General features: G+C 65.9%; 19 protein-coding genes. 9 read left to right on the top strand and 10 right to left on the bottom strand.

Annotation, left to right across the window (positions count from 1 at the left end):
* Positions 1–189: 189 nt before the first annotated feature.
* The 3 genes from O7543_RS19470 to O7543_RS19460 all read left to right on the top strand — a co-directional run bounded on the left by O7543_RS19470 (position 190) and on the right by O7543_RS19460 (position 3,792).
* The gene (locus tag O7543_RS19470; protein WP_281552526.1) at positions 190–1,542 is read left to right on the top strand and encodes an aminotransferase class III-fold pyridoxal phosphate-dependent enzyme; all 1,353 of its coding nucleotides are present in this window, start codon (positions 190–192) and stop codon (positions 1,540–1,542) included.
* Positions 1,543–1,558: 16 nt separating this feature from the next.
* Positions 1,559–2,386 (top strand): APH(3') family aminoglycoside O-phosphotransferase, encoded by an 828-nt coding sequence (locus O7543_RS19465; RefSeq protein ID WP_348650025.1) that lies wholly within the window; start codon positions 1,559–1,561, stop codon positions 2,384–2,386.
* Between the two features lie 68 nt (positions 2,387–2,454).
* Positions 2,455–3,792, top strand: coding sequence for an aminotransferase class III-fold pyridoxal phosphate-dependent enzyme (locus tag O7543_RS19460; RefSeq protein ID WP_281552527.1), 1,338 nt, complete (start codon positions 2,455–2,457; stop codon positions 3,790–3,792).
* A gap of 90 nt (positions 3,793–3,882) precedes the next feature.
* On the opposite strand, the gene queF is transcribed toward O7543_RS19460, so the two are convergent.
* The 7 genes from queF to O7543_RS19425 all read right to left on the bottom strand — a co-directional run bounded on the left by queF (position 3,883) and on the right by O7543_RS19425 (position 12,481).
* Complete coding sequence (gene queF, locus O7543_RS19455) at positions 3,883–4,254, bottom strand: preQ(1) synthase (RefSeq protein ID WP_281552528.1); 372 nt, start codon at positions 4,252–4,254, stop codon at positions 3,883–3,885.
* A 7-nt stretch (positions 4,255–4,261) separates the two neighbouring features.
* Positions 4,262–5,518 (bottom strand): DegT/DnrJ/EryC1/StrS family aminotransferase, encoded by a 1,257-nt coding sequence (locus tag O7543_RS19450; protein WP_281552529.1) that lies wholly within the window; start codon positions 5,516–5,518, stop codon positions 4,262–4,264.
* A complete protein-coding gene (locus tag O7543_RS19445; protein WP_281552530.1) occupies positions 5,515–7,497 on the bottom strand; it encodes a radical SAM protein in 1,983 nt (660 codons plus the stop codon). The genes O7543_RS19450 and O7543_RS19445 overlap by 4 nt, the downstream gene beginning before the upstream one ends.
* 1 nt (position 7,498) lies before the next feature.
* Positions 7,499–8,731: a glycosyltransferase family 4 protein gene (locus O7543_RS19440; RefSeq protein WP_281552531.1), complete on the bottom strand. Its 1,233-nt coding sequence runs from the start codon at positions 8,729–8,731 to the stop codon at positions 7,499–7,501.
* Positions 8,732–8,759: 28 nt separating this feature from the next.
* Positions 8,760–9,785, bottom strand: coding sequence for a Gfo/Idh/MocA family oxidoreductase (locus O7543_RS19435; protein ID WP_281552532.1), 1,026 nt, complete (start codon positions 9,783–9,785; stop codon positions 8,760–8,762).
* The gene (locus tag O7543_RS19430) at positions 9,778–10,944 is read right to left on the bottom strand and encodes a 2-deoxy-scyllo-inosose synthase (protein ID WP_281552533.1); all 1,167 of its coding nucleotides are present in this window, start codon (positions 10,942–10,944) and stop codon (positions 9,778–9,780) included. Before O7543_RS19430 ends, O7543_RS19435 begins: the two co-directional genes overlap by 8 nt.
* A gap of 145 nt (positions 10,945–11,089) precedes the next feature.
* Positions 11,090–12,481, bottom strand: coding sequence for a DegT/DnrJ/EryC1/StrS family aminotransferase (locus O7543_RS19425; RefSeq protein ID WP_281552534.1), 1,392 nt, complete (start codon positions 12,479–12,481; stop codon positions 11,090–11,092).
* 164 nt (positions 12,482–12,645) lie between these two features.
* On the opposite strand from O7543_RS19425, the gene O7543_RS19420 reads away from it, so the two are divergent.
* The 5 genes from O7543_RS19420 (at position 12,646) to O7543_RS19400 (ending at position 18,494) form a co-directional block, all read left to right on the top strand.
* A complete protein-coding gene (locus tag O7543_RS19420) occupies positions 12,646–13,470 on the top strand; it encodes an Rmt family 16S rRNA (guanine(1405)-N(7))-methyltransferase (RefSeq protein WP_281552535.1) in 825 nt (274 codons plus the stop codon).
* Positions 13,471–13,505: 35 nt separating this feature from the next.
* The gene (locus tag O7543_RS19415) at positions 13,506–14,753 is read left to right on the top strand and encodes a glycosyltransferase family 4 protein (RefSeq protein WP_281552536.1); all 1,248 of its coding nucleotides are present in this window, start codon (positions 13,506–13,508) and stop codon (positions 14,751–14,753) included.
* Positions 14,750–15,553 carry an SDR family NAD(P)-dependent oxidoreductase gene (locus O7543_RS19410; RefSeq protein WP_281552537.1) on the top strand — a complete coding sequence of 268 codons (804 nt, stop codon included), beginning with the start codon at positions 14,750–14,752 and terminating at the stop codon, positions 15,551–15,553. The genes O7543_RS19415 and O7543_RS19410 overlap by 4 nt, the downstream gene beginning before the upstream one ends.
* Positions 15,554–15,681: 128 nt before the next feature.
* On the top strand, positions 15,682–17,244 hold the full coding sequence (locus O7543_RS19405; RefSeq protein WP_281552538.1) for a GMC family oxidoreductase: 1,563 nt from the start codon (positions 15,682–15,684) through the stop codon (positions 17,242–17,244).
* Positions 17,241–18,494 (top strand): aminotransferase class III-fold pyridoxal phosphate-dependent enzyme, encoded by a 1,254-nt coding sequence (locus tag O7543_RS19400; protein ID WP_281552539.1) that lies wholly within the window; start codon positions 17,241–17,243, stop codon positions 18,492–18,494. Before O7543_RS19405 ends, O7543_RS19400 begins: the two co-directional genes overlap by 4 nt.
* A gap of 11 nt (positions 18,495–18,505) precedes the next feature.
* Here O7543_RS19400 and O7543_RS19395 read toward each other — a convergent pair whose 3' ends face one another.
* Both O7543_RS19395 and O7543_RS19390 read right to left on the bottom strand, forming a co-directional pair.
* Positions 18,506–19,417 carry a hypothetical protein gene (locus O7543_RS19395; protein WP_281552540.1) on the bottom strand — a complete coding sequence of 304 codons (912 nt, stop codon included), beginning with the start codon at positions 19,415–19,417 and terminating at the stop codon, positions 18,506–18,508.
* A gap of 7 nt (positions 19,418–19,424) precedes the next feature.
* A complete protein-coding gene (locus tag O7543_RS19390; RefSeq protein ID WP_281552541.1) occupies positions 19,425–20,600 on the bottom strand; it encodes a tRNA guanosine(34) transglycosylase Tgt in 1,176 nt (391 codons plus the stop codon).
* 354 nt (positions 20,601–20,954) lie between these two features.
* Here O7543_RS19390 and O7543_RS19385 point away from each other — a divergent pair, with 354 nt between their 5' ends.
* Positions 20,955–21,668, top strand: coding sequence for a class I SAM-dependent methyltransferase (locus tag O7543_RS19385; protein ID WP_281552542.1), 714 nt, complete (start codon positions 20,955–20,957; stop codon positions 21,666–21,668).
* On the opposite strand, the gene O7543_RS19380 is transcribed toward O7543_RS19385, so the two are convergent.
* Positions 21,650–22,894 carry an IPT/TIG domain-containing protein gene (locus tag O7543_RS19380; RefSeq protein ID WP_281552543.1) on the bottom strand — a complete coding sequence of 415 codons (1,245 nt, stop codon included), beginning with the start codon at positions 22,892–22,894 and terminating at the stop codon, positions 21,650–21,652. The two genes, O7543_RS19385 and O7543_RS19380, sit on opposite strands and share 19 nt — an antisense overlap.
* Positions 22,895–22,981 lie beyond the last annotated feature (87 nt).

Raw genomic sequence — 22,981 nt, 5'->3', positions numbered from 1 at the left:
TCTCGAACGCGAAAAAATTGTTCCCTGTGCGGTTGCCGTGATCTATACTCATGCCAACGGTGTTCCTAGGGTGGCTGATGATCGCCGACTGTCGGACAGGTCTGTCTGACAACCGACCCGCACATGCCGGCATCGATCATGGCGATCTCCTGGACTCGAGTCGAATCGGCGAGAGAAGGTATACAATTCATGAAGTCTGCCAACTTGACGAACCAAGAGCTGGTGGAGCGTGCCCGCCGAGTCACCGCGGCGGAGAAGTACGATATCGAGACACGCTTCTCGGCCATGATTCGGTCGGGCGAGGGCGCGTGGTTGACCGATCTGGAGGGAAACCGGATGGTCGACCTCACCGCCTCCAGCGGGACAATCATTCTCGGACACCGTCATCCGGCGGTGGTTGAGGCTATCGTGCGGCAGATTCGGGATTCTGGTACGGCGTTTGCTTCGACGTTGTCGGTGCCGCGGGTGGAGTTGGCGGAGCGGTTGTGCGAGCGGTATGCGTGTGCGGAGAAGGTGGTGTTCCACAAGACTGGTTCCGAGGGGACCGCGATGGCGGTTCGGTTGGCTCGGGCTGCGACGGGTCGGGAGCTGGTTTTGTCTTGTGGGTATCACGGGTGGCATGAGTGGCAGTTGGCGTCGGAGCTTTTTGGTTATCAGCAGACGACTGGTGTGGTGGGTTTCGGGTACAACGAGAAGGCCTTGGGGAGGATGTTGGAGGCCTTTGGTGATGAGGTGGCGGGGGTTCTTGTCTCGCCTGAGTTGTTGTATTTCGATGTTGAGTTCTATCGCCGGATGTCGGCGTTGTGTGGGCGCTATGGTGTGCCGTTCATGATGGATGAGGTGTATACGGGGTTCCGGGCGGGTCCGAAGGGTGTGCACGGGTTGGGGGTGCCGGCGGATGTGGTGGTGGTGAGTAAGGGGTTGGCGAATGGTCATTCATTGGCTGCGGTGATGGGTCGGCGGGACATCATTGACGCGTACGATGTGTCGGGGATTCAGGGGACGTATACGCGTGAGGTTCCGCCGATGGCGGCTGCGTTGGCGGTGTTGGATGTTTTGGACACGCCGGGTGTTTATGGGAACGCTGAGGCGATGGGGCGGCGGTTGGCGGATGGTATGCGGGATGTTCTGGTTGGGGAGGGTATTCCGAATTGGGTTGGTGGGCCGGATTTGATGTTTGATGTGGTTCTGCCGAATGATGATCTGGGTTGGGAGATTTATCGGACGGCGCATGAGTACGGTGTGTATTTCGAGGATTCTGGTACGCAGTTGGTGACGATGGCTTTTGACGAGGCTGCGGTGGATCATGCGTTGTCGGCGTTCCGGAAGGCTGTGCGTCAGGTGGTCGTGGATCGGCCGGATCTGGTGTCGCGGTCGGGTGGGGAGTTGACGCAGGAGCGGAAGTTGGACTTCGCTGAGGAGGCGTTCGGGGGTCTGTTGCGGGATGACGAGCGGACGAACATGTTGATCGAGGCGACTATCGAGCAGGTGGTGAACCGGGATCGCCGGGTCAAGCCGGTCCTCGTTCCGGCCCAGGACTGACCCGGACCGTAGTTCGATGCGGGCCACCAAGATGGTTGTAGCAGCACCGATTCCAGTGGCTGATTGGGGTAAAAAGAGCGATCCATGGGTCTGTCTGGGCGAGCGCTCGTCAGGCGCAACCGTCTACAGTGTTGGTGCGGAGCCCTGCTTCTATGTGAAGACGACACCACCCAGACATCCTGACGACCACAGGTTCAGCCCGACCAGAGAGGCCGAACGTCTCCGTTGGATGTCCGACCAGGGACTACCCGTCCCGGAGGTGGTGGCCCTCGGCCGCAACGACGAACTGGAATGGGTCGTCACCCGTAGGTTGCCGGGGCGGCCGGCAGCCCGCCACTGGAGTCCGGACGAGCGGTGGCGGGTGATCGATGTCGTCGCCGAAGTCGCCAGCATGCTGCACGGGCTTCCAGTCGAGCAGTGCCCGTTCGAGCGACGGTTGGCCCAGCTGATCCACCAGGCGCGGGTTTCGATGTCGCTCGGCGCCCTGGACCTCGACGACATGGATCAGTCGCACGAAGGATGGACGGCCCAGCAACTCTGGGACGAGTTGAGCCGGCTGACGCCGCCACCTGAGGACGACCTTGTCGTCTGCCACGGTGACCTCTGCCTCGACAATGTGCTGGTGGACCCGGAGACGTTGACCTTGGCCGGGATTCTCGATGTCGATCGGGCCGGGGTCGCCGACCGGTGGACGGACCTCGCACTGGCGCTGTACAACATCGGCCAGGACGACGTCTGGGGTTACGGGAAGGCGCATGCCGAGCATTTCCTCCGACGGTACGGCTGCACGACCGTCGACCAGGACAAACTGACCTACTTCCAGCTGTTGGACGAGTTCCTCTGATTCGATCGGGGCGGACCGGAGTTGGCCGGACGCCCGCCGACCACGATGTGAAATGACGTGATGGGCAGATGAACTACGGTGAACTGATAGCGCGGGCACGTCGGACGACGGCTGCGGAAGAGTACGATATATCGGGCAGGTATCCATCGGTCATCGCACATGCTGAGGGTGCCTGGATGACGGACTTGTCCGGGAAGCGATATGTCGATCTTACGGGCGCCGATGCGGCAGTGATCCTCGGTTTCCGTCATCCGGCGGTGGTTGAGGCTATCGTGCGGCAGATTCGGGATTCTGGTACGGCGTTTGCTTCGACGTTGTCGGTGCCGCGGGTGGAGTTGGCGGAGCGGTTGTGCGAGCGGTATGCGTGTGCGGAGAAGGTGGTGTTCCACAAGACTGGTTCCGAGGGGACCGCGATGGCGGTTCGGTTGGCTCGGGCTGCGACGGGTCGGGAGCTGGTTTTGTCTTGTGGGTATCACGGGTGGCATGAGTGGCAGTTGGCGTCGGAGCTTTTTGGTTATCAGCAGACGACTGGTGTGGTGGGTTTCGGGTACAACGAGAAGGCCTTGGGGAGGATGTTGGAGGCCTTTGGTGATGAGGTGGCGGGGGTTCTTGTCTCGCCTGAGTTGTTGTATTTCGATGTTGAGTTCTATCGCCGGATGTCGGCGTTGTGTGGGCGCTATGGTGTGCCGTTCATGATGGATGAGGTGTATACGGGGTTCCGGGCGGGTCCGAAGGGTGTGCACGGGTTGGGGGTGCCGGCGGATGTGGTGGTGGTGAGTAAGGGGTTGGCGAATGGTCATTCATTGGCTGCGGTGATGGGTCGGCGGGACATCATTGACGCGTACGATGTGTCGGGGATTCAGGGGACGTATACGCGTGAGGTTCCGCCGATGGCGGCTGCGTTGGCGGTGTTGGATGTTTTGGACACGCCGGGTGTTTATGGGAACGCTGAGGCGATGGGGCGGCGGTTGGCGGATGGTATGCGGGATGTTCTGGTTGGGGAGGGTATTCCGAATTGGGTTGGTGGGCCGGATTTGATGTTTGATGTGGTTCTGCCGAATGATGATCTGGGTTGGGAGATTTATCGGACGGCGCATGAGTACGGTGTGTATTTCGAGGATTCTGGTACGCAGTTGGTGACGATGGCTTTTGACGAGGCTGCGGTGGATCATGCGTTGTCGGCGTTCCGGAAGGCTGTGCGTCAGGTGGTCGTGGATCGGCCGGATCTGGTGTCGCGGTCGGGTGGGGAGTTGACGCAGGAGCGGAAGTTGGACTTCGCTGAGGAGGCGTTCGGGGGTCTGTTGCGGGATGACGAGCGGACGAACATGTTGATCGAGGCGACTATCGAGCAGGTGGTGAACCGGGATCGCCGGGTCAAGCCGGTCCTCGTTCCGGCCCAGGACTGACCCGGACAGTGCGAGACGGCGGTGGTCGACGTTCCGCTGAGGAACTGTCGAGCCATCGCCGTCTCGTCGCCCCGCTCGGTGCGCTGACAGTCAGCGCTGGTACGTGCTCGACGCTGCCAGCGCGATGCCGCCACGGACGTTGAAGTCGACAGTGATCTTGAGAAAGACGGGATCGAGGGCGGCTACCAGATCGTCACGCATCTTCGTGGCCAGGTGCTCGTGGAAGATGCCTTCGTCCCGGAAGGTCTCCAGGTACAGCTTGAGGCTCTTGGTCTCCACACCCCGGTCACCCGGACGGTAGTCGATCCGGATGGTCGCCCAGTCCGGCTGCCCCGTGATGGGGCAGCGGCAGGTGAACTCCCGGCAGTCGATCGTGATCTCCTGCGAGCTGTCCGCGATCGGAAAGGTATCGAGTGTCCGGTCAGGCTTGGCCTCCGCCTGCCCGAGCTTCGTCAGCGCCATGAACCGATCATAGGCTCTGCCGTAATGCGCCCAGATTGTTCCTGACTTTCACGACCGCGTCTAGCATGTCCTGTACGTCCTCCGGTCCGACCGACAGCAGAGAGTGGTGAATCCACACCGCTTCGTCGAAGGCGACCCGCTCGGCCACCGGCAGGTGGAACGCGTCCGGGGAGATCTTGTCGCCGTACCGGTCCCGGATCGCCGGCCAGTCGTCGGCGGTGATGTGGAACAACGGGTCACGGTGCAGCGGCGGGTAGAAGGTGTTTCCCTCGAACTCCACACCTTCGGCGAGGATCGCCTCCAGGACCTTGTCCCGGTGCAGCCCTTCCCACGCGTCGGTGTCGAAACGGAAGAGAAGCTCATACCGCTGCCGCCGGGTGACCCGCGGGTCCTCCGGCAGCGGGAGGAACCCGCCGATCTCGGTAAGCCCCTTGGTGAGCAGCTCCGCCATCGCCGTGCGTTGTTCGTCGAGGGCGTCGTACTGATCGAGCTGGCCGAGCAGCACGGCCGCCTGCATCTCGGTGGCCCGATGGTTCCAGCCGAAGACCCGCCCCGGGAACCTGTCGTGCGGTGCCTCCTTGCGGCCGACGTGCACCAGGGACATGGCGCGGTGGAAGGCCTCCTCGCTGCCGGTGACCAGGAAGCCACCCTCGCCCGAGGTCATGATCTTGCTGGTCTCGAAGCTGTAGCTGCCGGCGTCACCGATGGTGCCGACACACTGTCCGCGCCACTGAGCGAAATGCGCGTGTGCGCAGTCCTCGATGAGTAGCAGGTCGTGCCGGCGGCAGATGTCCAGCAGGGCATCCATGTCCGCGACCTGGTTCCCCAGGTGAACGACCATGACTGCCCGGGTCCGGTCGGTGATGGACTCCTCGACCTTGGCCGGGTCGAGACACCAGTTGTCGTCGGAGATGTCGGCCAGCACCGGTACCGCGTTGACGTGCACGATGCCGGCGACCGTCCCGATCCAGGTGAAGCCGGTCGTGATGACCTCGTCGCCAGCGTGCACCCCGAGCGCCCGCAGCGCCACCGAGAGACTCACGGTGCCGTTGGCCATCAGCACCCCGTACCTGGCACCCAGCCTGCCGGTGAACTGCTCGGCGAACTGCTGGTGCAGGGTGTTCGGAAAGGGGATGCCGCCGAGGTTGCGGGATTCGATCACACCGCGGAGCCGCTCCACGTCCTGCGGACCGACGTGCGGCCACTCGGGCCATGGCCGGGTCCGGACCGGATCGCCACCGAGGATCGCCAGATTCTGGTTCATCCGTGGCTACCTGCCCCGGCGAGGGCCCCGAGGGCGATGTCCGGGTCGATCTCGAAGACCGTGCCCTTGTCTGTCATGTCGGTCCACTGCTGCTGGACCTTGTAACCGATGGGAACCAGTCCGTCGAACGGCATGTTGTTGTGCTTCACCCAGTAGTTTTCGAGCGCGAACGATCCGGCGCGCAGGCTCAGCCGGTACACGGAGTCGTCTGGTGCGACCCGGGAACGTTCCTGCTCCACATCGACTTCTTGGGCACCCTTGAACCGCTGCATTGTCCGGACGAGGATGTCGCGGTAGACCTCCTGGGCCTCTTCGTCGCTGTACCCGGAGCGACGGGAGAAGTGCAGATTGTGATGAAAGCTCTGCTGCTCGTCTTCGTCGATGTGAATGCCGTACTCGTCTGGCCGTAGCTGGATGGGGGAGTTTCGTTCAACGATGAAGTCGGCGATCTGGTAGGTCACGGTGTCGTGGTAGTTACTGAGGAACTCGTAGAGCTCCTCAGCCTCGTCCCGATTCTCGGTGGGCAGGCCGACGATGGTCATCAGGAACGGCTTGTAGCCCAACTCCCGGCTGTCCTGGAGCAAGCGGTGGACGACGTCCATCCGGTTGCCCTTGCGGACCAGATCGAGCAGTCGTTCGTTTGCCGTCTCCAGGCCGAAGCGGAGCGTGCCCTGCGAGTCACGCATCTTGGTCAGCACGGCCTTGTCGATGTTGCCCTCGAAGCGGACGTCGACCTCCCAGAACAACTCCGGCCGCTTTTTCGCGATGAAGAAGTCGGCGATCTCCACCAGCCGCTTCGCAGGGAAGACCGCATCCGCGAAGTCGAAGTGTACGACACCAGGATACAGTTCAAGAAAAGTGTCGATGTCCTTTTCGATGTTCTCGGTGCTGCGTTCCCGGTAGCTCCAGGGTGCAAAGTTGGTGATCGCGTTGCAGAACGAACACTTCATGTAGTAGCAGGAGCGTGAACCCTGCAGCACCAGGCTGCCCTGACCCTCGCGGAACGTGGTGTAGAGCGACAGGTCGAAGTCACTGTAGTCGGGAGTCGGGATCTGGTTCATGTCGGCGACCCAGGAGATGTCGCCGCTGCGCTCGTAGCTGCCGTTCTCGGTGCGCCAGTGGGTGTTGGGGACATTCTCCCGAGGCTTCGACATCTCCAGGAGCAGCTTGCGGCCGACCGGCTTCGTGTCAAGCACGCTCTGCTCGGACATCGGCTTGCAGCCGCCCGGGATACCCACCGGCCGTTCACCCCGCGACAGCGCCTCGGCCATCTTCAGCAGAGGCTCCTCGCCTTCGCGAACGACCAACGCGTCGATCAGGTCGCCCAGCTCGGGACAGGACTCCAGGCGGGGGATGAGCATGTCGGCAAAGGAGGTCACCCAGGGCCCACCCCAGCAGATGTAGAGATCCGGGTTCTCCTGCTTCATCAGGTAGCCCAGGGTCAGCGCGGGGATGACCTGGTTGTAGCCCATGATCGAGAAGCCCATGAGGCCGAGTTCGGCGGCCCGGCCGGCGACCTTCTCCCGGTAGAACGCGTGGTAGATGTTCGCATCCGGGTCCCGGACCAGCTTCGCGACACGTTCCGGTTCGTCTCGCAGGATCGACAGGAACTCGCAGTACGAGAACGGGAACGGCGGGTCCCAGATTGAAAGACTTTCCGGCGCCACCCGGCACTGCTGCTGCAGTTCCCATTGTTCGAAGTCGGTCTCGGTGAAGTAGTTGCCGGTGATGTGATTCAGGAAGAACTGCTTGATGAAGGGCTTGGTGAACTCATGGATGTTCTCCGTGCCCTGAACCTGTTCGATCTCGACTCGGCTCAGCAGGTACTCATTGAAGTCCGCGTTGAGGTCCAGACCTCGGGCCGGCATGCCCTTGCCGCGAAGGTACGCCGTCAAGGTCGCCACGGAGATCGGCGGGGTCTCTGCCAGCAACGATGGCGGGAAGGCGACACCGGTGACGATCTTGTCAGGGACGGTCATCTCAGGACTCCTCCATTAGGGATAGATAGATCGCCTCAAGGCGAGCACCTGCGGACGCGAGTGAGTACTCCCGCGCAGGTATCGGTTCGGCGTTCTCCGTAAGGCGCCGGGCCAACTCCGGGTCGTCGAGAACCATCTCGACGGCGTCGGCGAGCTTCGGTGGGTCGAACGGCGGTACCAGCACACCGGTCTTCATGTGCTCGACCAGCTTGTGTACCCCGCTGACGTCGTGCGCTACGACGGGTCGCCTCATCAACATGTACTCGAGTACCACGACGCCCAGCTCCTCGTACTGCGAGGGCAGGACGGCCAGCGTCGAGAGCGAGATGATCGACGGGATGTACTCGGGGAGCAGGAAACCGGTGATGATCAGGTTGTCGGCGACCCCGAGCTGGCGGGCCAACGCCTCGATGTCCGCGCGCTGCGGACCGTCGCCGGCGATGAGGAATCGGCAGTCACGTCGCTTGGCTACCTCTGCCGCGGTCCTGACGAACCAGTCGACGCCCTTCTCCGAGGATATTCGCCCGACGTAGAGAATCGTCGGTTTGTCGTCGGTGAGTCCGAACTTGCGACGCAGTTCCTCTCGGCGTTCGGGCGTATCGTGACCGACGAACTTGTCGGTCACCAGGTGGGCGAGCCGATGCACACGGTCGTCCGGTACGTGCAACTCGTCCCGGATCTGCTCACGCACCTTGTCGCTGAGGGTCAGAACCGCTCCGGAGCGCTGGATGACGTACTTCTCGGCCGACTTCGCCAGCGGGTCGACTACTCGTTCGAACACCGTGGTCGGGTGCTGGGTCAACGATCGGCAGGAATAGATGTGCGACACGATCGGCACGTCGAGCACCTTCGCGGCGGCGTACGCGTACGTCGGCGCTGACCCGGACCCGTCACAGTGCGCGTGCACGATGCCGATCTCGCGCCGGAGCTGCTCCCGGTTGCGTACCACGTAGAGGAGGCTCGCCTTGGCCCACGCTCCGACCAGCCCGAAGTAGCCCTCGAGCTTGGACGGGATCGGCAGTACGGGCAGCCGGCGGGCGTGCACGCTGATGTTCGGTGCGGTCTGGAGGTCCTTCGGGACGCCGGGTGGAGCCATGGTGAGAACCCGCTGTGGGAACCCCCGTCGGGCCATCTCCGTCACGATCGCATGGCCCAGCACGTGCATGCCGCCCATCGGGTCGAACCGGGGCTGCCACAGCTTCTGGTGGTCGGCGTACAGGTAGAACGGTGTCATCGAGAGGACGCCTCGTGGGGCGCTGCCTTCAGTCATTCAACTCCACTTTCCGTCCGTCCTCCGCGCTGCGGTATGCGGCTTCGAGCGCTTCGACGACTGCGATCGCGTCGTCAGGGGTATGTGTCATCGGCCGGCCCGCGAGTATCGCGTCCAGCACCTGACGGTCCTGGTGTACGTACCCGCTGTTGCGGATCCACTCCCATTCGGGCCGCAACCACCCCTGGTTGGGCTCCCACACCGCGCCGAACTTGGTGTTGGTGTAGGCCTCGACGCCCATGCCCTGCCAGAAATCGGCCCGGACCAGGCCTTCGGTGCCGATCACCTCGACCGTGAGTTGCTCGCCGCCGGGGCAGACCCATGAGACGTCGCACTGTCCGATCGCGCCGTCGGCGAACTCGATCAGTACGACACCCTGGTCCTCGACGTCGCCGGTCGCGCTGAGTTGCCGGGTGCAGGCGGTGACCGCTCGGATGGTCGGTTTGCCGAGCATCCAGCGGCACAGCTCCACCGCATGCCACCCGAGGTCGGTGAGGGCGCCGCCGCCAGCGGTCGCCTTCGAGCGGAACCAGTCGGCGTCCGGGCCGGAGGTGCGGAAGACGACCCGGACCGAGTGGACGGTGCCCAGCGCATCCCGGTCCGCGGCAAGTTCATGTGCCCGGACGAACTTCGGGGCGTAGCCGAAGTTGCCACCATGGGCGAGTGTCACGCCGTGGTTGCGGGCTTCGGCGGCCAGCTTCCGTGCGTGCTCGGCGGAGAGCACCAGCGGTTTCTCCACCAGGACGTGCCGACCTGCGGAGATCGCCTGCGCCGCGATCGGCTGGTGGGTGGCCGCCGGCGTGGCCACCACCACCAGGCGGACCGCGTCGTCGAGTAGCGCGTCGTCGAGGCTCGTGCTGACGCGTGCGCTGGTACGGGTGGCCAGGTCCGCCGCGACGCGTTCGTCCCGGTCCACCACCCACCGCAGCTCGGCCCGGGGGTCGGCGGTCAGTATGTCGGCGTGCACACCGCCCATGAATCCGCCGCCGACGATGGCGACACCAACCCGCTCAACCATCGGTAGCCCCCACCGCGTCCGGTACCTTCTCCGCACCGGTCGACATGCTCAGTCCGAAGCCCGGCAGCTCAGGGCGGGCGAGCTCGCCGATCACCTCGCCGATGAGTTTCATCGGGACCGGGACCAGCGGACGCCCGTCGTGCCACAGTGGCTCGCCGAGCCCGCGCAGCAGGACCATGGCACTACTCTCGGCCAGGTCACTGAGGTAACCGCGCTTGTTGTCGAAGCGGAGCCGGTGCATCACCTCGTCGAGGTCGACCTGGGCGGGAACGGTCACCGCCGCTCCGGCTCTGGCCAGCAGTTCCCGGTGCAGCGCGACCGTTTCGTCGTCGAGGTGGCCCAGCCGCCGGGACACCTCGGCGGCGACCAGCATGCCGAGCCCGATCGCCTGTCCGTGGGAGATTTCACCGGCCGCGGTGTACTCGATGGCATGGCCGACCGTATGGCCGTACTCGAGTACCAGCCCGGCCCGGCACTCGTGCATGTCGTCAATGCTCACCGAGGCTTTCGCCAGGATGCTCTCGGAGATGATCCGGTACATCGTCTCGTTGTCGTAGTTCCCGTCCCGGCGTAGCGAGGCCCGTAGCATTTCAACCATGCTGGGACGGACTGCCAGCGAATTCTTGACGACCTCGCAGAGGCCGGAGACTGTCTCCCGCAACGGCAGGCTCCGCAACATCGCGGTGTCGGCGAGAACACACTCCGGTGGGTAGAAGGTGCCGATAAGGTTCTTCCCGGCGCTCGCGTTGACGGCCTGCTTCAGGGAGAGGACCGAGTCGGACATCGCAATCAGCGACGTCGGAATGTGCACGAGGCGGATTCCACGGAAGAGGAGAGCGGCCATCAGCCCTGCGATGTTGCCGATCACGCCGCCACCTACGGCGACCACCACGCAGGCGCGATCCGCGCCGAGCCGCAGTGCCGATTCGGCGAGCGTGCCGACGGCCTGGAGGTCCTTGTACGGTTCCCCGGCGCGGTGAATGAGCAGGTTGGCCGGGACTCGGGGGGAGAGTCGTTCGACCAGCTCCGCACCGAAGAGCGGGCCGGTGTTGCTGTCGCAGACGATCAGAAGCCGGCTGGCCGACATGTCGACCAGGTCCTCAACGATGGTGCCGAGACAATCGGTGCCGAGCCGGAACGGATACCGAACCGTACCCAAACGTATCTCGACCTTCATACGCAAACCCTTCGTCACGGGTCCTTGCAACCCTTGGATGGGGCCCTTTCCAGCGGAGGCCGAAGCCGGTACCTCCTCGTCACGGCTGAACGGTGGGTGGGCGGGCTGACCCGTCCATTCCGCCGGGTCAGCCGCGTAGTTCCCGATGATGCGTGAACACCTTCTCGAACGCCCGAACGATGTCTTTTGCGTCCGACTCGTCGCCGAGCAGTGCCGAGTGATGGACCGTGACCACCCGCCGGCCGGCGTCCTCGGCGACAGGAAGTGAGTAGCCGGTCAGGTCGAGCCCGGCGACAGCCTTGAACCGGCTCCGGGTGGCGGGACGGTAGAGCCGGTTGTGGTTCATGGGCGGGTAGCTGGTGTAGATGCCGGCGCCGGAGAGTTCGGCCGCGACCGCCGAGGCGATCGGACCGACGCCGAGCTGCCCGATCTCGTCGTCCTCGATCCGCCCCGCCCACTCGTAGTAGGTCCGCTCGGTCGTGCCGGGTGAGGAGACCTGCGGCCGGATGCCGAGCGCCCCGAGGCCGTCGTCGAGGAGCGCGGCGTTGGCCCGTCGCCTCTCGTTCTGCTCGTCGAGCAGCTCGAGTTGGCCGAGAAGGACCGCCGCCTGGAACTCGGACAGGCACCGATTGCTGCCCATCAGCTCTGCGGTCTGGTCCAGCTCCATCTCGCCCACGGCGGGCTCGTGCGCCGTGTACGTGCGACCGTCGGCCCGTAGATGCTCGGCACGCCGGGAGAGCGCGTCGTCGCCGGTGATGACGGCGCCACCTTCGCCACTGGTGAGCACCTTGCTGTGTTGCATGCTGAAGGTGCCGAAGGCGCCGAACGTGCCGACCCGACGGCCACGGAAGCGGGCGCCGTGGGCCTGCGCGCAATCCTCGATCAGTGCGACGTCGTGCCGTTTCGCGATCGCGGTCAGCGCGTCCAGGTCCGCCACGGCCGAGTAGAGATGCACCACGACGATGGCTGCGGTTCGCGGGGTGATCGCCCGTTCGACGGCCGCCGGGTCGAGGCATAGAGTCAAGGGATCGACGTCGACCGGTACGGGAACCGCGTTGACCCCTGCCACAGTGGAGGCGTTGGCGACCCAGGTGAGGCCAGGGATGATAACCTCGTCGCCAGCCCCGACCCCACATGCCTCGAGCGCGACCATGAGACTGGCCGTTCCGCTGGCTGTCGGCACGCAGTGTGCGATCTCATGGTACGCGGCGAATGCCTCCGCGAAGCGCCGTTCGAAGCTCTGCTTTCCCTGATATGGTCCGCTGATTGCCCAGCGGCCGGAATGGAGAACCTCATTGAGCGCATTGAGGGCACTGGGTGCGGGAGCGGGCCACGGCGGCCACTGCTGCAAACGTATAGGGGGGCCGCCATTGGCGGCAAGATGGGTCACGTCACTTCCTCCCCGAGCCGGGACTGCGGCAACCAATGGATCATCGGCTGGGCCTAGTGTGCCAGACGCAATTACCAGTGTCGACTTGAAGAAAACCCCCAAGACGGGCTTGTTGGACAGTCTGATCATTACGGGCGTGATCCTGTGGCCCTAATATCGGCGCTCCGAAATATTGCGCAATGTCCGCATTATAGGTTTATAGTACATAGTGAATGGCTAGCGGGGCGATGCGGTGATCGGTCGGGGAATATCTCTGATTGTTGCCGGTCCAGCGATTCGAAAGGGATCGATCAATGACGCAATCTGCGGCCGATGACCGAGTCGACGAGATCGAGCAGGCCATCGTGAAGAGTCGGAGGTACCAGACGGTGGCTCCAGCTACCGTGCGGCGGCTGGCCAGGGCCGCGCTCGTCGCGGCCCGCGGCGATGTTCCCGATGCGGTGAAACGTACCAAGCGCGGGCTGCATGAGATTTACGGTGCGTTTCTGCCGCCCAAGCCGCCCAACTACGCAGCGTTGCTGCGGCAGATCGACTCCGCCGTCGACGCCGGAGACGACGAAGCGGTCCACGCGGCCCTCCGACGTGCGATGTCGGTGCATCTCTCCACCCGTGAGCGACTGCCACACCTGGCGGAGTTCTACCGAGAAGTCTTCCGCGAGCTGCCCGAGCCGAACACGGTGCGTGACTTGGCCTGCGGGCTCAACCCGCTGGCTGTGCCGTGGATGGGGCTACCCGAGCAGGCCGTGTACGTCGCATCTGACATCGACGCCCGCCTGATCGGCTTCGTGGGGTCCGTCCTGACGAGATTGGGTGTGGACCACCGGGTGGGGGTGGCTGACATCCTTGAGGATCGGGTTGACGAGCCGACCGATGTCACGCTACTGCTTAAGACGTTGCCCTGCCTGGAAACTCAGCGCCGAGGATCGGGATGGGAAGCGATCGATCTTGTCAACTCGCCGATTATCGTGGTAACCTTTCCGACCAGATCTCTCGGTCAGCGATCGAAAGGGATGTTCCAGAACTATTCGCAGGGCTTTGAGTCGCAGGCCCGGGAGCGGTCATACGGCTTTCGGCGGCTGGAGATCGGCAACGAGCTGGTCTACGTCATTCAAAGGTAGCTTCCGCCGCTCTTTCAGGAGAACTGGATAGCGTCGTGCGTGTGCTTCGGCTGACCCCATTTTTCCATCACGACTACGTCGACCACTGGCCGGCGGAGTTCGATCCGGTGGGCGGTATGCAGGTCCAGATCCTGGCGCTGTCCCGCAGCCTGGCCAGGGCAGGTGTCGATCAGTTGGTGCTGACCCTGGGTTTCCCCGGGCTGCCGCCGACGAAGCAGATCGAGCCAGGGCTGACCGTCCGGATAGCCCGAGTCTCGCTGCCGCAGGTCCGCTCCGAGATCACCGGACTGGTGGGTCTCGGACAGGCCTGGCTGATCGCCACCATCCGTGAGTGTCTGCGGCTGCGGCGCGGAACCTGGCGCCCCGACGTCGTCCATGTTCACGCGGACGGTCAGATCTGGCCGTTGATCGCGGGCCGGGTCGCGGCTCGGATCCTGGGCGTGCCCTACGTACTCACCCTGCACTGTTCCCGACTGTCGGTCTATCAGCCGATGTCGGCGGTCGACGCCATGGCGCACCGCATGGTCACCCGGGCCGAACGGCAGGCTCTGCGTTGCGCGGCGAGGGTCAGCACGCTGACCGCCCGGACCGCTGACGTGGTGAGCGCCGCGACCGGCCTGGACCGGTCCAGCATCGTGGTCAACCCGGACGCAGTCGACATCACCCCGGCAACCGCGACCGAGGCGGCGTCGTTCGCCGAGCGGCACGGACTGACCGGTCGCCGGCCGCTCATCGGGTACGTCGGCCGGGTCGCGCATGAGAAGGGTTGGCCGGACCTGCTGCGGCTGGCCGAGCTTCTCGATGACCTCGCTCCGACTTTCCTCGTGGTCGGTGACGGCCCGCAACGGGAGCGCATGCAACGGGAGATCGCCGACGCCGGCCGTACGGATCAGTTCGTGGTCACCGGCTTTCTCCCGCACGACCAGGTGCCGGCCGCGCTTGCCCTGGTGGACACCCTGGTCATGCCCTCCATCCACGAGGAACTCGGCGGCAGCGCGATCGAAGCGATCATGACGGCTACCCCGGTGGCGGCGTACGCTGTCGGCGGTCTGCGCAGCACCATCGGTTCGGCCTGCCCCGATCTGCTCAGCGATCCCGGTGACGTGCACGGGCTCGCCGAAGTCGTTCGGCGGGTACTCGCCAACCGCGACTCGGTCGTCGCCCAGCTCCGCGCCGCCCAGCCCGCCACGGCGAGCACGTTCGATCTCGCCGCCACCCGGGACCGGATTCTGGACTGCTACCGCGCCGCCCTCGTCGGAGCCGGGACGGCGAGCGGAACGTGACCGGGCAACGGGGACCGAGTGCCGCTCCGGCGAGTTCAGCCGGCGAAGTTGACCGGAGTCATATTCTGGTTACCGGCAGTAACCGTGGCCTCGGGTTTGCCGCTGCTGCCCTGCTGGCCGACGCCGGCTGGTCGGTCCTGCTCGGCTGCCGCGACGATCAGCGCGGAGCCGCCGCGGCCGAGGCGCTACGCCGCAGCGGTGGCCGGGTCACCCACGTACCGCTGGACGTCACCTCCCCGGCGAGTATCGCGTCGGCCGCCGAACTGGTCGCCGCCCACACCGGCGGCTCCCTCGCCGGCCTGGTCAACAACGCGGGGGTCTTCCTCGACGGACGCGATGCCGGGCCGGAGAGCATCACCGCCGAGGCGGTCCACGAACTGCTCGCCGTCAACGCGGTCGGTCCGCTGCTGGTGACCTGCGCGCTGCTGCCGTTGCTGCGGGCAGCAGGCGGGGCCGCCGTGGTCAACGTGACCGCCGACGACGCCGACCCGGGTACTGCCGACGGCGAGGCTACCGGCTACCGGATGTCCAAGGCCGCGTTGAACGTCATGACCGTCAACCTGGCGGTCGCCCTGCGCGGCCAGGACGTCGTCGTCAACGCGGTCGACCCGGGCTGGATCCCCACCGACATGGGCGGCCCGGACGCACCCGACGACACGACAGCCGCCGCCAGGCTGGTGGCCTGGGCTGCCACGGCTGCCCGCCGACGGGGGCACACCGGGCAGGTGTTCACCGTCCGGCAGACGCTCGAAGAGTTGGCAGCCGGTGCGGTGGACATGACCACAGCGGGCAGCACGTAGATCAAACCCGGGAGGTTCTCATCAGCGTTTCAGTCGACCTCGGTACCGGTCACGATGATGCTACGACCCGGCTGCGGTACGGCCCCGAGCCGACCGCGGACGACATCGCCCGGGTCGCCGACGTCTGTGTGATCGGCAGCGGCGCCTCCGGCGCGATCACCGCGTGGGCCCTGCAACGTGCCGGTCTCGACGTCGTGGTCGTCGAACAGGGCCCCTTCGTCGATCCCTGGGTGAGCTACGACGACATCGAGATGAATGCCGAGACCGCCTGGATCCGGCAGGACAGCGGTCTGTGGGAGAAGACCGGCAATCCCTGGTCCACCTGCAACGTCGGCGGTGGGACCGTCTTCTTCGGTGGCGCGGCGTTTCGTCATCGTCCAGTGGACTTCGACCCGGAGACCCGGTTGGGTCCCGGAGACCTGCCATTGCGCTGGCCGTGGACCGTGGCGGAGATCGAGCCCTACTACGCGTTGGTGGAGTCGGCGCTCGGCATCGCCGGGGGCGGGCACGACCCGAGCCTGCCGAGCGACCCTACCTACCCGATGCCGCCTGTCGAGACCACCGCGGAGGGCGCGGTGATCAACGCTGCGGCCCGCTCTCTCGGCCTGCATCCCTTCCCGACCCCGCTGGCCATCACCACCACGCCCTACCAGGGTCGGCCGCCATGCGGTGGGGAACGTCCATGTATCTCGAACCAGTGCGACCGGGGTGCGAAGGGCGACGCGGTCACGGTGTTCCTCGACCCGGCCCGCAAGGCCGGTCTGCGTCTCTTCGCCGGGCTGAAGGCCGTGCGGATCCGGCGCCGGGACGCCACCAGCGTGGACGGTGTCGAGTGCATCCGGATGGACAGCGGCAACCGGCATGTGCTACGTGCCCGCCACGTGGTGGTCGCCGGCAACGCCGTCCAGAGCGCAGCGCTGCTGCTGCGCTCCATCGACAAGCTGAGCCCGCATGGTCTCGGCAACGATCACGACATGGTCGGCCGTGGCCTGTGCCTCAAGATGAGCGGGTACGTGCTCGGCTACCGGCGGGCCGACCCGCCGGCAACTCCGTCCGACGACCGACCTGCCGCCGGCCCGGGACCGTTCTCCTCCGCTGCGATCACCGACTACTACACCGCCGATGACGCACCTGGTGGATTCGGCGGTCTGATCATCGAGTCCGGTCCGGAGCAAGCTGTTCGGATGCGCCCCGACGAGCAGATTCTGCGACTCGAGTGCCTCGTACCCGACCAGCCCGGTCTCGACAACCGGGTGTCCCTCAGTCGCGGGGTCGACCGGTTCGGCCTACCGGACATCGTGATGGACTACTCGCCCCACCCTCGCGACCGTGCCCGTCTGGAGTACCTCCAACGGCGAGCCGAGGGGATTCTACGGGCCGCCGGCTGTGAGCTGACCTGGCGCGAGTCATCGTACTTCTGGATGGGCAGCACCCATCTGCACGGGACGTGTCGCGCGGGCACCGACCCGCGTACGTCGGTCACCGACCCGGACGGGCGGGTGCACGGACTGACCAATCTGATGGTGGTCGACGGCGGCGTGATGCCCTACCCGGGCGGTGTCAATCCGACACTCACCATCCAGGCCCTTGCCCTGCGGATGGCGCACCGGCTGCTGCGCCGGGAGTTCGGGATCGAACCTGACCTGTCCTACTCACCTGTCGGCACGGAGCGAAACGAGCGGAGTCAATGACCATCGACATCGGCGCGCGCAACCTACTGGCGCAGGAGCCCACCTGCCCCCGGGACGCCGACGGACGCCCCCGGGTCTTCGTCGAAGGGTCGGGGGCGTACCTGACGGACCCGGACGGTCGGCAGTGGATCGATTTCGACAACGCCCGAGGCTCAGTCGTCCTCGGTCACGGTGACGAGGAGGTCGCCGAGGCGATCGCCCAGGCGGCCCGGGGCCGCAGCGGGGTGGGCACCGCCTGGAGCCCGACGCTGGACGACCTGACCGGCCAGCTGCGGCAGGTGTTCGGCGGCGACGTCGTCGGACTCTACCGGACCGGCACCGCCGCGCTCCGCTCGGTGACCTGCGCTGTTCGAGAGATTCGGGACCGGCCGATCGTCCTCAGCGCCGGATACCACGGGTACGACCCGATGTGGCACTGCGAGGAGCCGTTCACCCCCAACCGGCACGGGATCGTCGAGTTCCTCTTTGATCTCGACGTGCTCGCTGAATGGCTCAGCCGCCCAGCACAGGTGGCCGCGGTGGTCATCTCCCCCGACCACATGCACCTGGGTGAGCGTTGGTATGCCGAGTTCAGCCGGCTGACCAGGGCAGCGGACGTCCCGGTCATCGCCGACGAGGTCAAGGTCGGCCTGCGGTACCGGGCCGGTCTGTCCACCCAGCTGCTCGACCCGGCGGTCTGGATCGTGGCGAAGTGCCTGGCCAACGGTTCACCGGTTGCGGCGGTAGGCGGCGACGCAGACCTGCTCACCCCGTTGCAGGACGTCTCGTTCACCTCGTACTTCGAACCGACCACGTTGGCGGCCGCGACCACCACGTTGCGCCGGATGGCGACCGGCGGACCGCAACGGTCCATCCGCGCCGCCGGCGAGTCGTTCATCGCCCACGCGCGGTCGGCGTTTGCCAGCACCGGCGTGCCGATCGACATCGCGGGCAACGGCAACCTCTTCCAGTTCGTCTGTGCCGACGGGGAGGTGCAGGACGCCTTCCACGCCGCGGCGGCGGCCGAAGGGCTGCTCTTCTTCGAGGGCGACAACCAGACCCCCTCGGCGGCGTTCGCCGGCGCGGTCGTCGAAGACGCGTGTGGGCGGATCGACCGGGTGTGCCGTGCGCTCACCGGCCGCTTCACCGACCGCGGAATCACCGAGGATTCCTGGTACGCGAGCGCATGGGGTGCCATGGATGGTCTAGCTGACCGGCCTCGTACCCGGCAGCAGACCGTCGCGATCGTCGAGCGGCTCTGGACGGACTGAGGCCACCGGGCTCACCCCTTGTGGATCGCTACCAGCTCCTCCGACGCCAGGCTGGCTCGTGAAAAGCGCCAACCCCGATCACGGGCCAGCTCGGAGAGCTCCTCGACATGTCGCGACACGAAGACCGCGGCTCGACCGTTCATGGCCCGGGTGGGGAACGAAACCACCACGTCGCGGCAGTCCAGCCGGTCGACCAGCGCCTGCCCGGCACCCGTACGGCGTCCCTCCATGCAGTGGTACGTCTTGAGCAGCAGCGCCAGGTCGGCGCTCACCGGCTGGCCGTCGGCGAGCACATCCTCGTGCCGGATCTCGCATTCGGGGTATGCCCGCCCGAGAAACGCGTTACCCAACGCGACGAACAGCGCGTTGAAGTCGTAGCCGACGTACCGGGCATCGCTGACCTGCCTCAGCCAGGGCAGCGTGAACGGGTTCAGCGCGCACGCGATGTCCGCCACCGTCCGGGGTGGCGGTACCAGTCCGAACAGGACCGGGTAGAAGTCGTCGAGGTCGGGCAGACGTTCGGCGGTGGAGAAGTGGCCGCCCAGCATCTGCCGGCACCAGTCCCGCCGGACCTGCGGATCGTCGAGATCGGCTCGGTCGATCGCCCGTCGCAGCGCCGGTGGCCGGGCGGTGAGCAGATGCAACGCGGCCACCTTGTGCAACCGGGCCCGGACCCGCCGTTCCAGCTCGGCCGCGTCGCCAGTGCCCCGCCCTTCGCGCCGTACCAGGTCGACAATGGTCTCCGGGTGGATGTCGCGGTACTTGGCGGCCGAGGTGAGCCGGGTGATCACCTTGTGAACGGCGGGAGGTCCGGCCGTTCGTGCTGCGGACGCGGCGACGTCCGGCGGGCGGGTACCTGCTGGTCGCAGGCTGGCCAGTGGCTGACCGTCGTCCGGCACCTGGCCCGGTGGAGGTGTGGTCACCGGCCGGTCATCCCCGCCCGCCCGGCTCGGGTGTGGCGGGTCCGGCCAGTTGGCCGGACCGGATCATCTCCAGCAGGCGGGTGTAGAAGCGAAGGTTGTGCAGGGTGGCGAGCCGGTCCGCCAGTCCGTCCTTCACCCGGAACAGGTGGTGCAGATAGCTGCGGCTGTACCGCTGGCAGGTCGGACAGTCGCAGGTCGGGCAGATTGGCTGGTCCTTGCGGGAATTTTCCTCGTCAAGGATGTAGATGTTCTGGTAGAAGCTCCGATCCGGAGTGAGCTGCCGGCTGGCGATATCAGGCTTGAACGCGTAAAGGCGGCCGTGCCGGGCATCCCGGGTCGGGATCGTGCAGTCGAAGATCCATCGGGTGTCGAGTTCGCAGAGCGAGACCAGATGCTCGGGCCGGCCGACTCCGAGGGCGAACAGCGGCGCGTCGGGCGGCGTGATCCGGGCGAGCAGGGCGAACATGTCGCGCTCCAACTCGCCAGCGGAGTTCAGCGGCCAGCCGCCGAATCCGAACCCCTGCGCCCCCGACTCGACGAGGGCGTCGACGCAGCGTTGGCGCAGCGTCGGATCGGTGCCGCCCTGGACCACCCCGACCAACAGGGGCGGCTCCGCCGCCCGGCGCTGCCGACACTGGAGGTCGTACGCCTGTCGGGCCTGCCGGAACCAGCGGATCGTGCGCTCGGTGGAAGCGAGCTGCTGAGCCGGGGAGTCCTCCGGGCCGGTGCAGTCATCGAGGGCGATCACCACGTCGGATCGGAGGCCGAACTGCCATTCGATTACCTTCTCGGGGGTGAGCACGATCTTCTTCGTGTCCGGCGACTCTTGAAAAGTCACCCCGTTTGATCGGATTGATCCGGTCTGTCCCCGCTTGCGGATGAGGGAGAGGATCTGAAACCCGCCGGAATCGGAGACGATCACACCGTCCCAGGCCATGAAGTGGTGTAGCCCGCCGGCCCGTCGGACGGCCTGGAGCCCGGGGCGCTGGGCCAGGTGCATGGCGTTCACCATCACCGCCTGGATCCCCACTGTTGCCAGGTCACGGCTGTCGACCGCGCGGACCGAGGCCCGCGTGCCATCGGGCAGGAAGGTCGGCAGAACGACCGAACCGTGAAGGGTCTCCAGTCGGTGCCCGGCCTGCAGTCGATGCCCAGCGGGAGCGGCAGGGTCTGCGGAGATCATCAGGTCGCAGCTCCTCGACGGCGGCAGACGGCTTCCCCACGATACGCGACCCGCCGGACGCCATCTCGGCCGCCGCCTTGGACGGGCGGCTGACTGGCTGGACGGGCGGCCGGCTGGTAGGTCTTGACGTAGGTCTCGACCGGGCTGTTCCTTGCCGGACCGGCACGTGTCCTTCTCGGATATGCACGTGCGGGGGCTCGTACGCTACCACTGTCCGGTGGCATTTTCCTGGCCGGCCGTACGGTGAATCCTGCTGGACAGCATTTCCTTCTGGTCCGATCATGGACTAGCGTTCCGGTCGTCAGATGGCAGCCGGGCTCAACCGACTCCATCACCCTGATGTGCAGGTGAGACGTGCCGATCTTCGCCGATCTGCGTACCGACTGGAAGATTTTCCGACAAACACTGCGTACCTCGACGTTCCGAGAATCTGTTGTCGACAGTATTGAATACATCCGGATCCGATCCCACGAAAGGCGAGAGCGCTTCGACGAGACATTTGGCACCGAGACCAATGGGATCGTGGGTCTCGCTGATATCGACGGCGTCGGGCCGCACATGGAAGAGGCGTCCCACTACCTGCCGACCCGCAGACGCGAGTTCGAGCGTATGATGGCGAGCGTCGGAGGCATCGAGCATCGGGATCACGTGTTCATCGATTTTGGCTGCGGCAAGGGCCGGATCGTGCTGCTGGCGGCCGGTGAGCCGTACAAGAAGGTCATCGGTGTCGACTTCTCGCCTACCTTCATCCGGCAGGCTGAGGACAACCTGCGCAGCTACACCGGGCCGCTGACGGCCGCCGAGGTCGAGTTGCTGGCTATCGATGCCGCCGACTTCGTCGCCCCCGCCGATAATCTGATCGTGTACCTGTTCTCGCCGTTCGGTCCACCGGTCTTCACGACAGTGATGAACAACCTGGTTTCGGCGGCACGGAAGAACCAGAAGGAGGTCACGGTCATCTACTACTCGCCGGACTACGACGATCTTGTCAAAGAAGCCGGATTCACTCTGGTCGGTCAACACAAGGGCGACCATTGGCCGTGGAGCATCTACTCGGTCGGCGGCTGATACGGAATTGCCTGCTGCGGGTGAGCGTCGCCGATCCGTCTCGTCTCTGCTTCGAGTTTTCCGCCGGCGGCGAACCGCAGTGCGGCGCCAACCAGGATCGCCAAAAGGCCGCTGACAACGAGCGGACCCAGCGTGCGCCCAGTGACCGGAAGGCCGTCATCCGATGTGCCGTCGCCCGGTTCCTCGCTCACCGGCGGTCCTTCCCCGACATACCGGAATGCGATCTCGTTGGAGGTGCCGACCGGGGTGCGTACGGAAATCGTCGTCGTGCCGGCCTCACAGGCGGGAGTCGGGAAGGTCAACACGTTGAATGCGCCACTGACCGTGACGACCTCCGGCCCGAGCGTCTGGCCGCAGATTGTCACCCGGGTCTGCCCGGGAACGAAGCCAGTGCCGCTGACCGTCGCCGTGGTGCCGCCGGCGGCGGTTCCTTCACCGGGGTTGACCGAGTCGATCCAGGGAGTGGCAGCGCTGTGATACGTGGAGTCGGTGAGCGTGTCGATACCCGCAGGTCCTGGTGATGTCGGATCGGTCGGCGGTGTCGGCCGCACGCACGCTGCCTCGGCGACGGTCACCGTGCCGGCCGGAACCGTGACCGAGCCATCGGCCGTGTCGCCGGTGATCTCGAAGGTCGCCGTGGCGGCGGTGGCGGCGGTGACGCGGGTGCCGAGCTCGCGGATCTCGGTTCCGGTGACGCTCGCGGTCAGCCGCGCGCCGGTCAGCCCGGTAACCGGCAGCGGCCGGCTCGACGTGATCGGTGACCCTTCGACAGGCAGGCTGACGGCTGCACCGAACACGGTCAGCCCGTCGAGCGCCGTCTCCACCGCCGCCCGCCGGTCCGCTCCACAGCTCACCGAGGCGGAAGCCGCGGTCACCGTCAGCGCGGGTACGCCGAGAACACTGACGGCCAGGTCGCTGACCGTGCCGGACCCGGTGCTGTGGTACGGCCATCTGGTGACGGACACCTCCTCGACCGTCCCGCTGGCCGACACACCGACGGCCGTCGGCAGGACGACCTCGATCGCGGGTCCGCTGTCGGTGCCGGGCTTCGGCGGGGCGGTGGCGCTGCCGACGATGGCGTCCGCGTCGATCACGGTGGTGCCGAGAATGTCTGCGGCGAGGTCGAATCGGACGCCGACGGCGTGCCCGTCACCTTCCGTTGCCGTGACGGGCCCGGACACGGACAGGCTGGCGAGCGCTCCGGCCAGGGCTGCGACGGTGAGCATGGATGTATTGCGGCGTGTGGTGGTACGCACAGTTCCTCGTCTCGGACTTCGGCATCACACCGCGCCAGGTGGGGATACGACTCGCAC

The organism is Solwaraspora sp. WMMA2080 (assembly GCF_027497395.1).
Classification (GTDB): Bacteria; Actinomycetota; Actinomycetes; order Mycobacteriales; family Micromonosporaceae; genus Micromonospora_E.
This window is presented reverse-complemented; position numbering and strand designations above follow the sequence as displayed.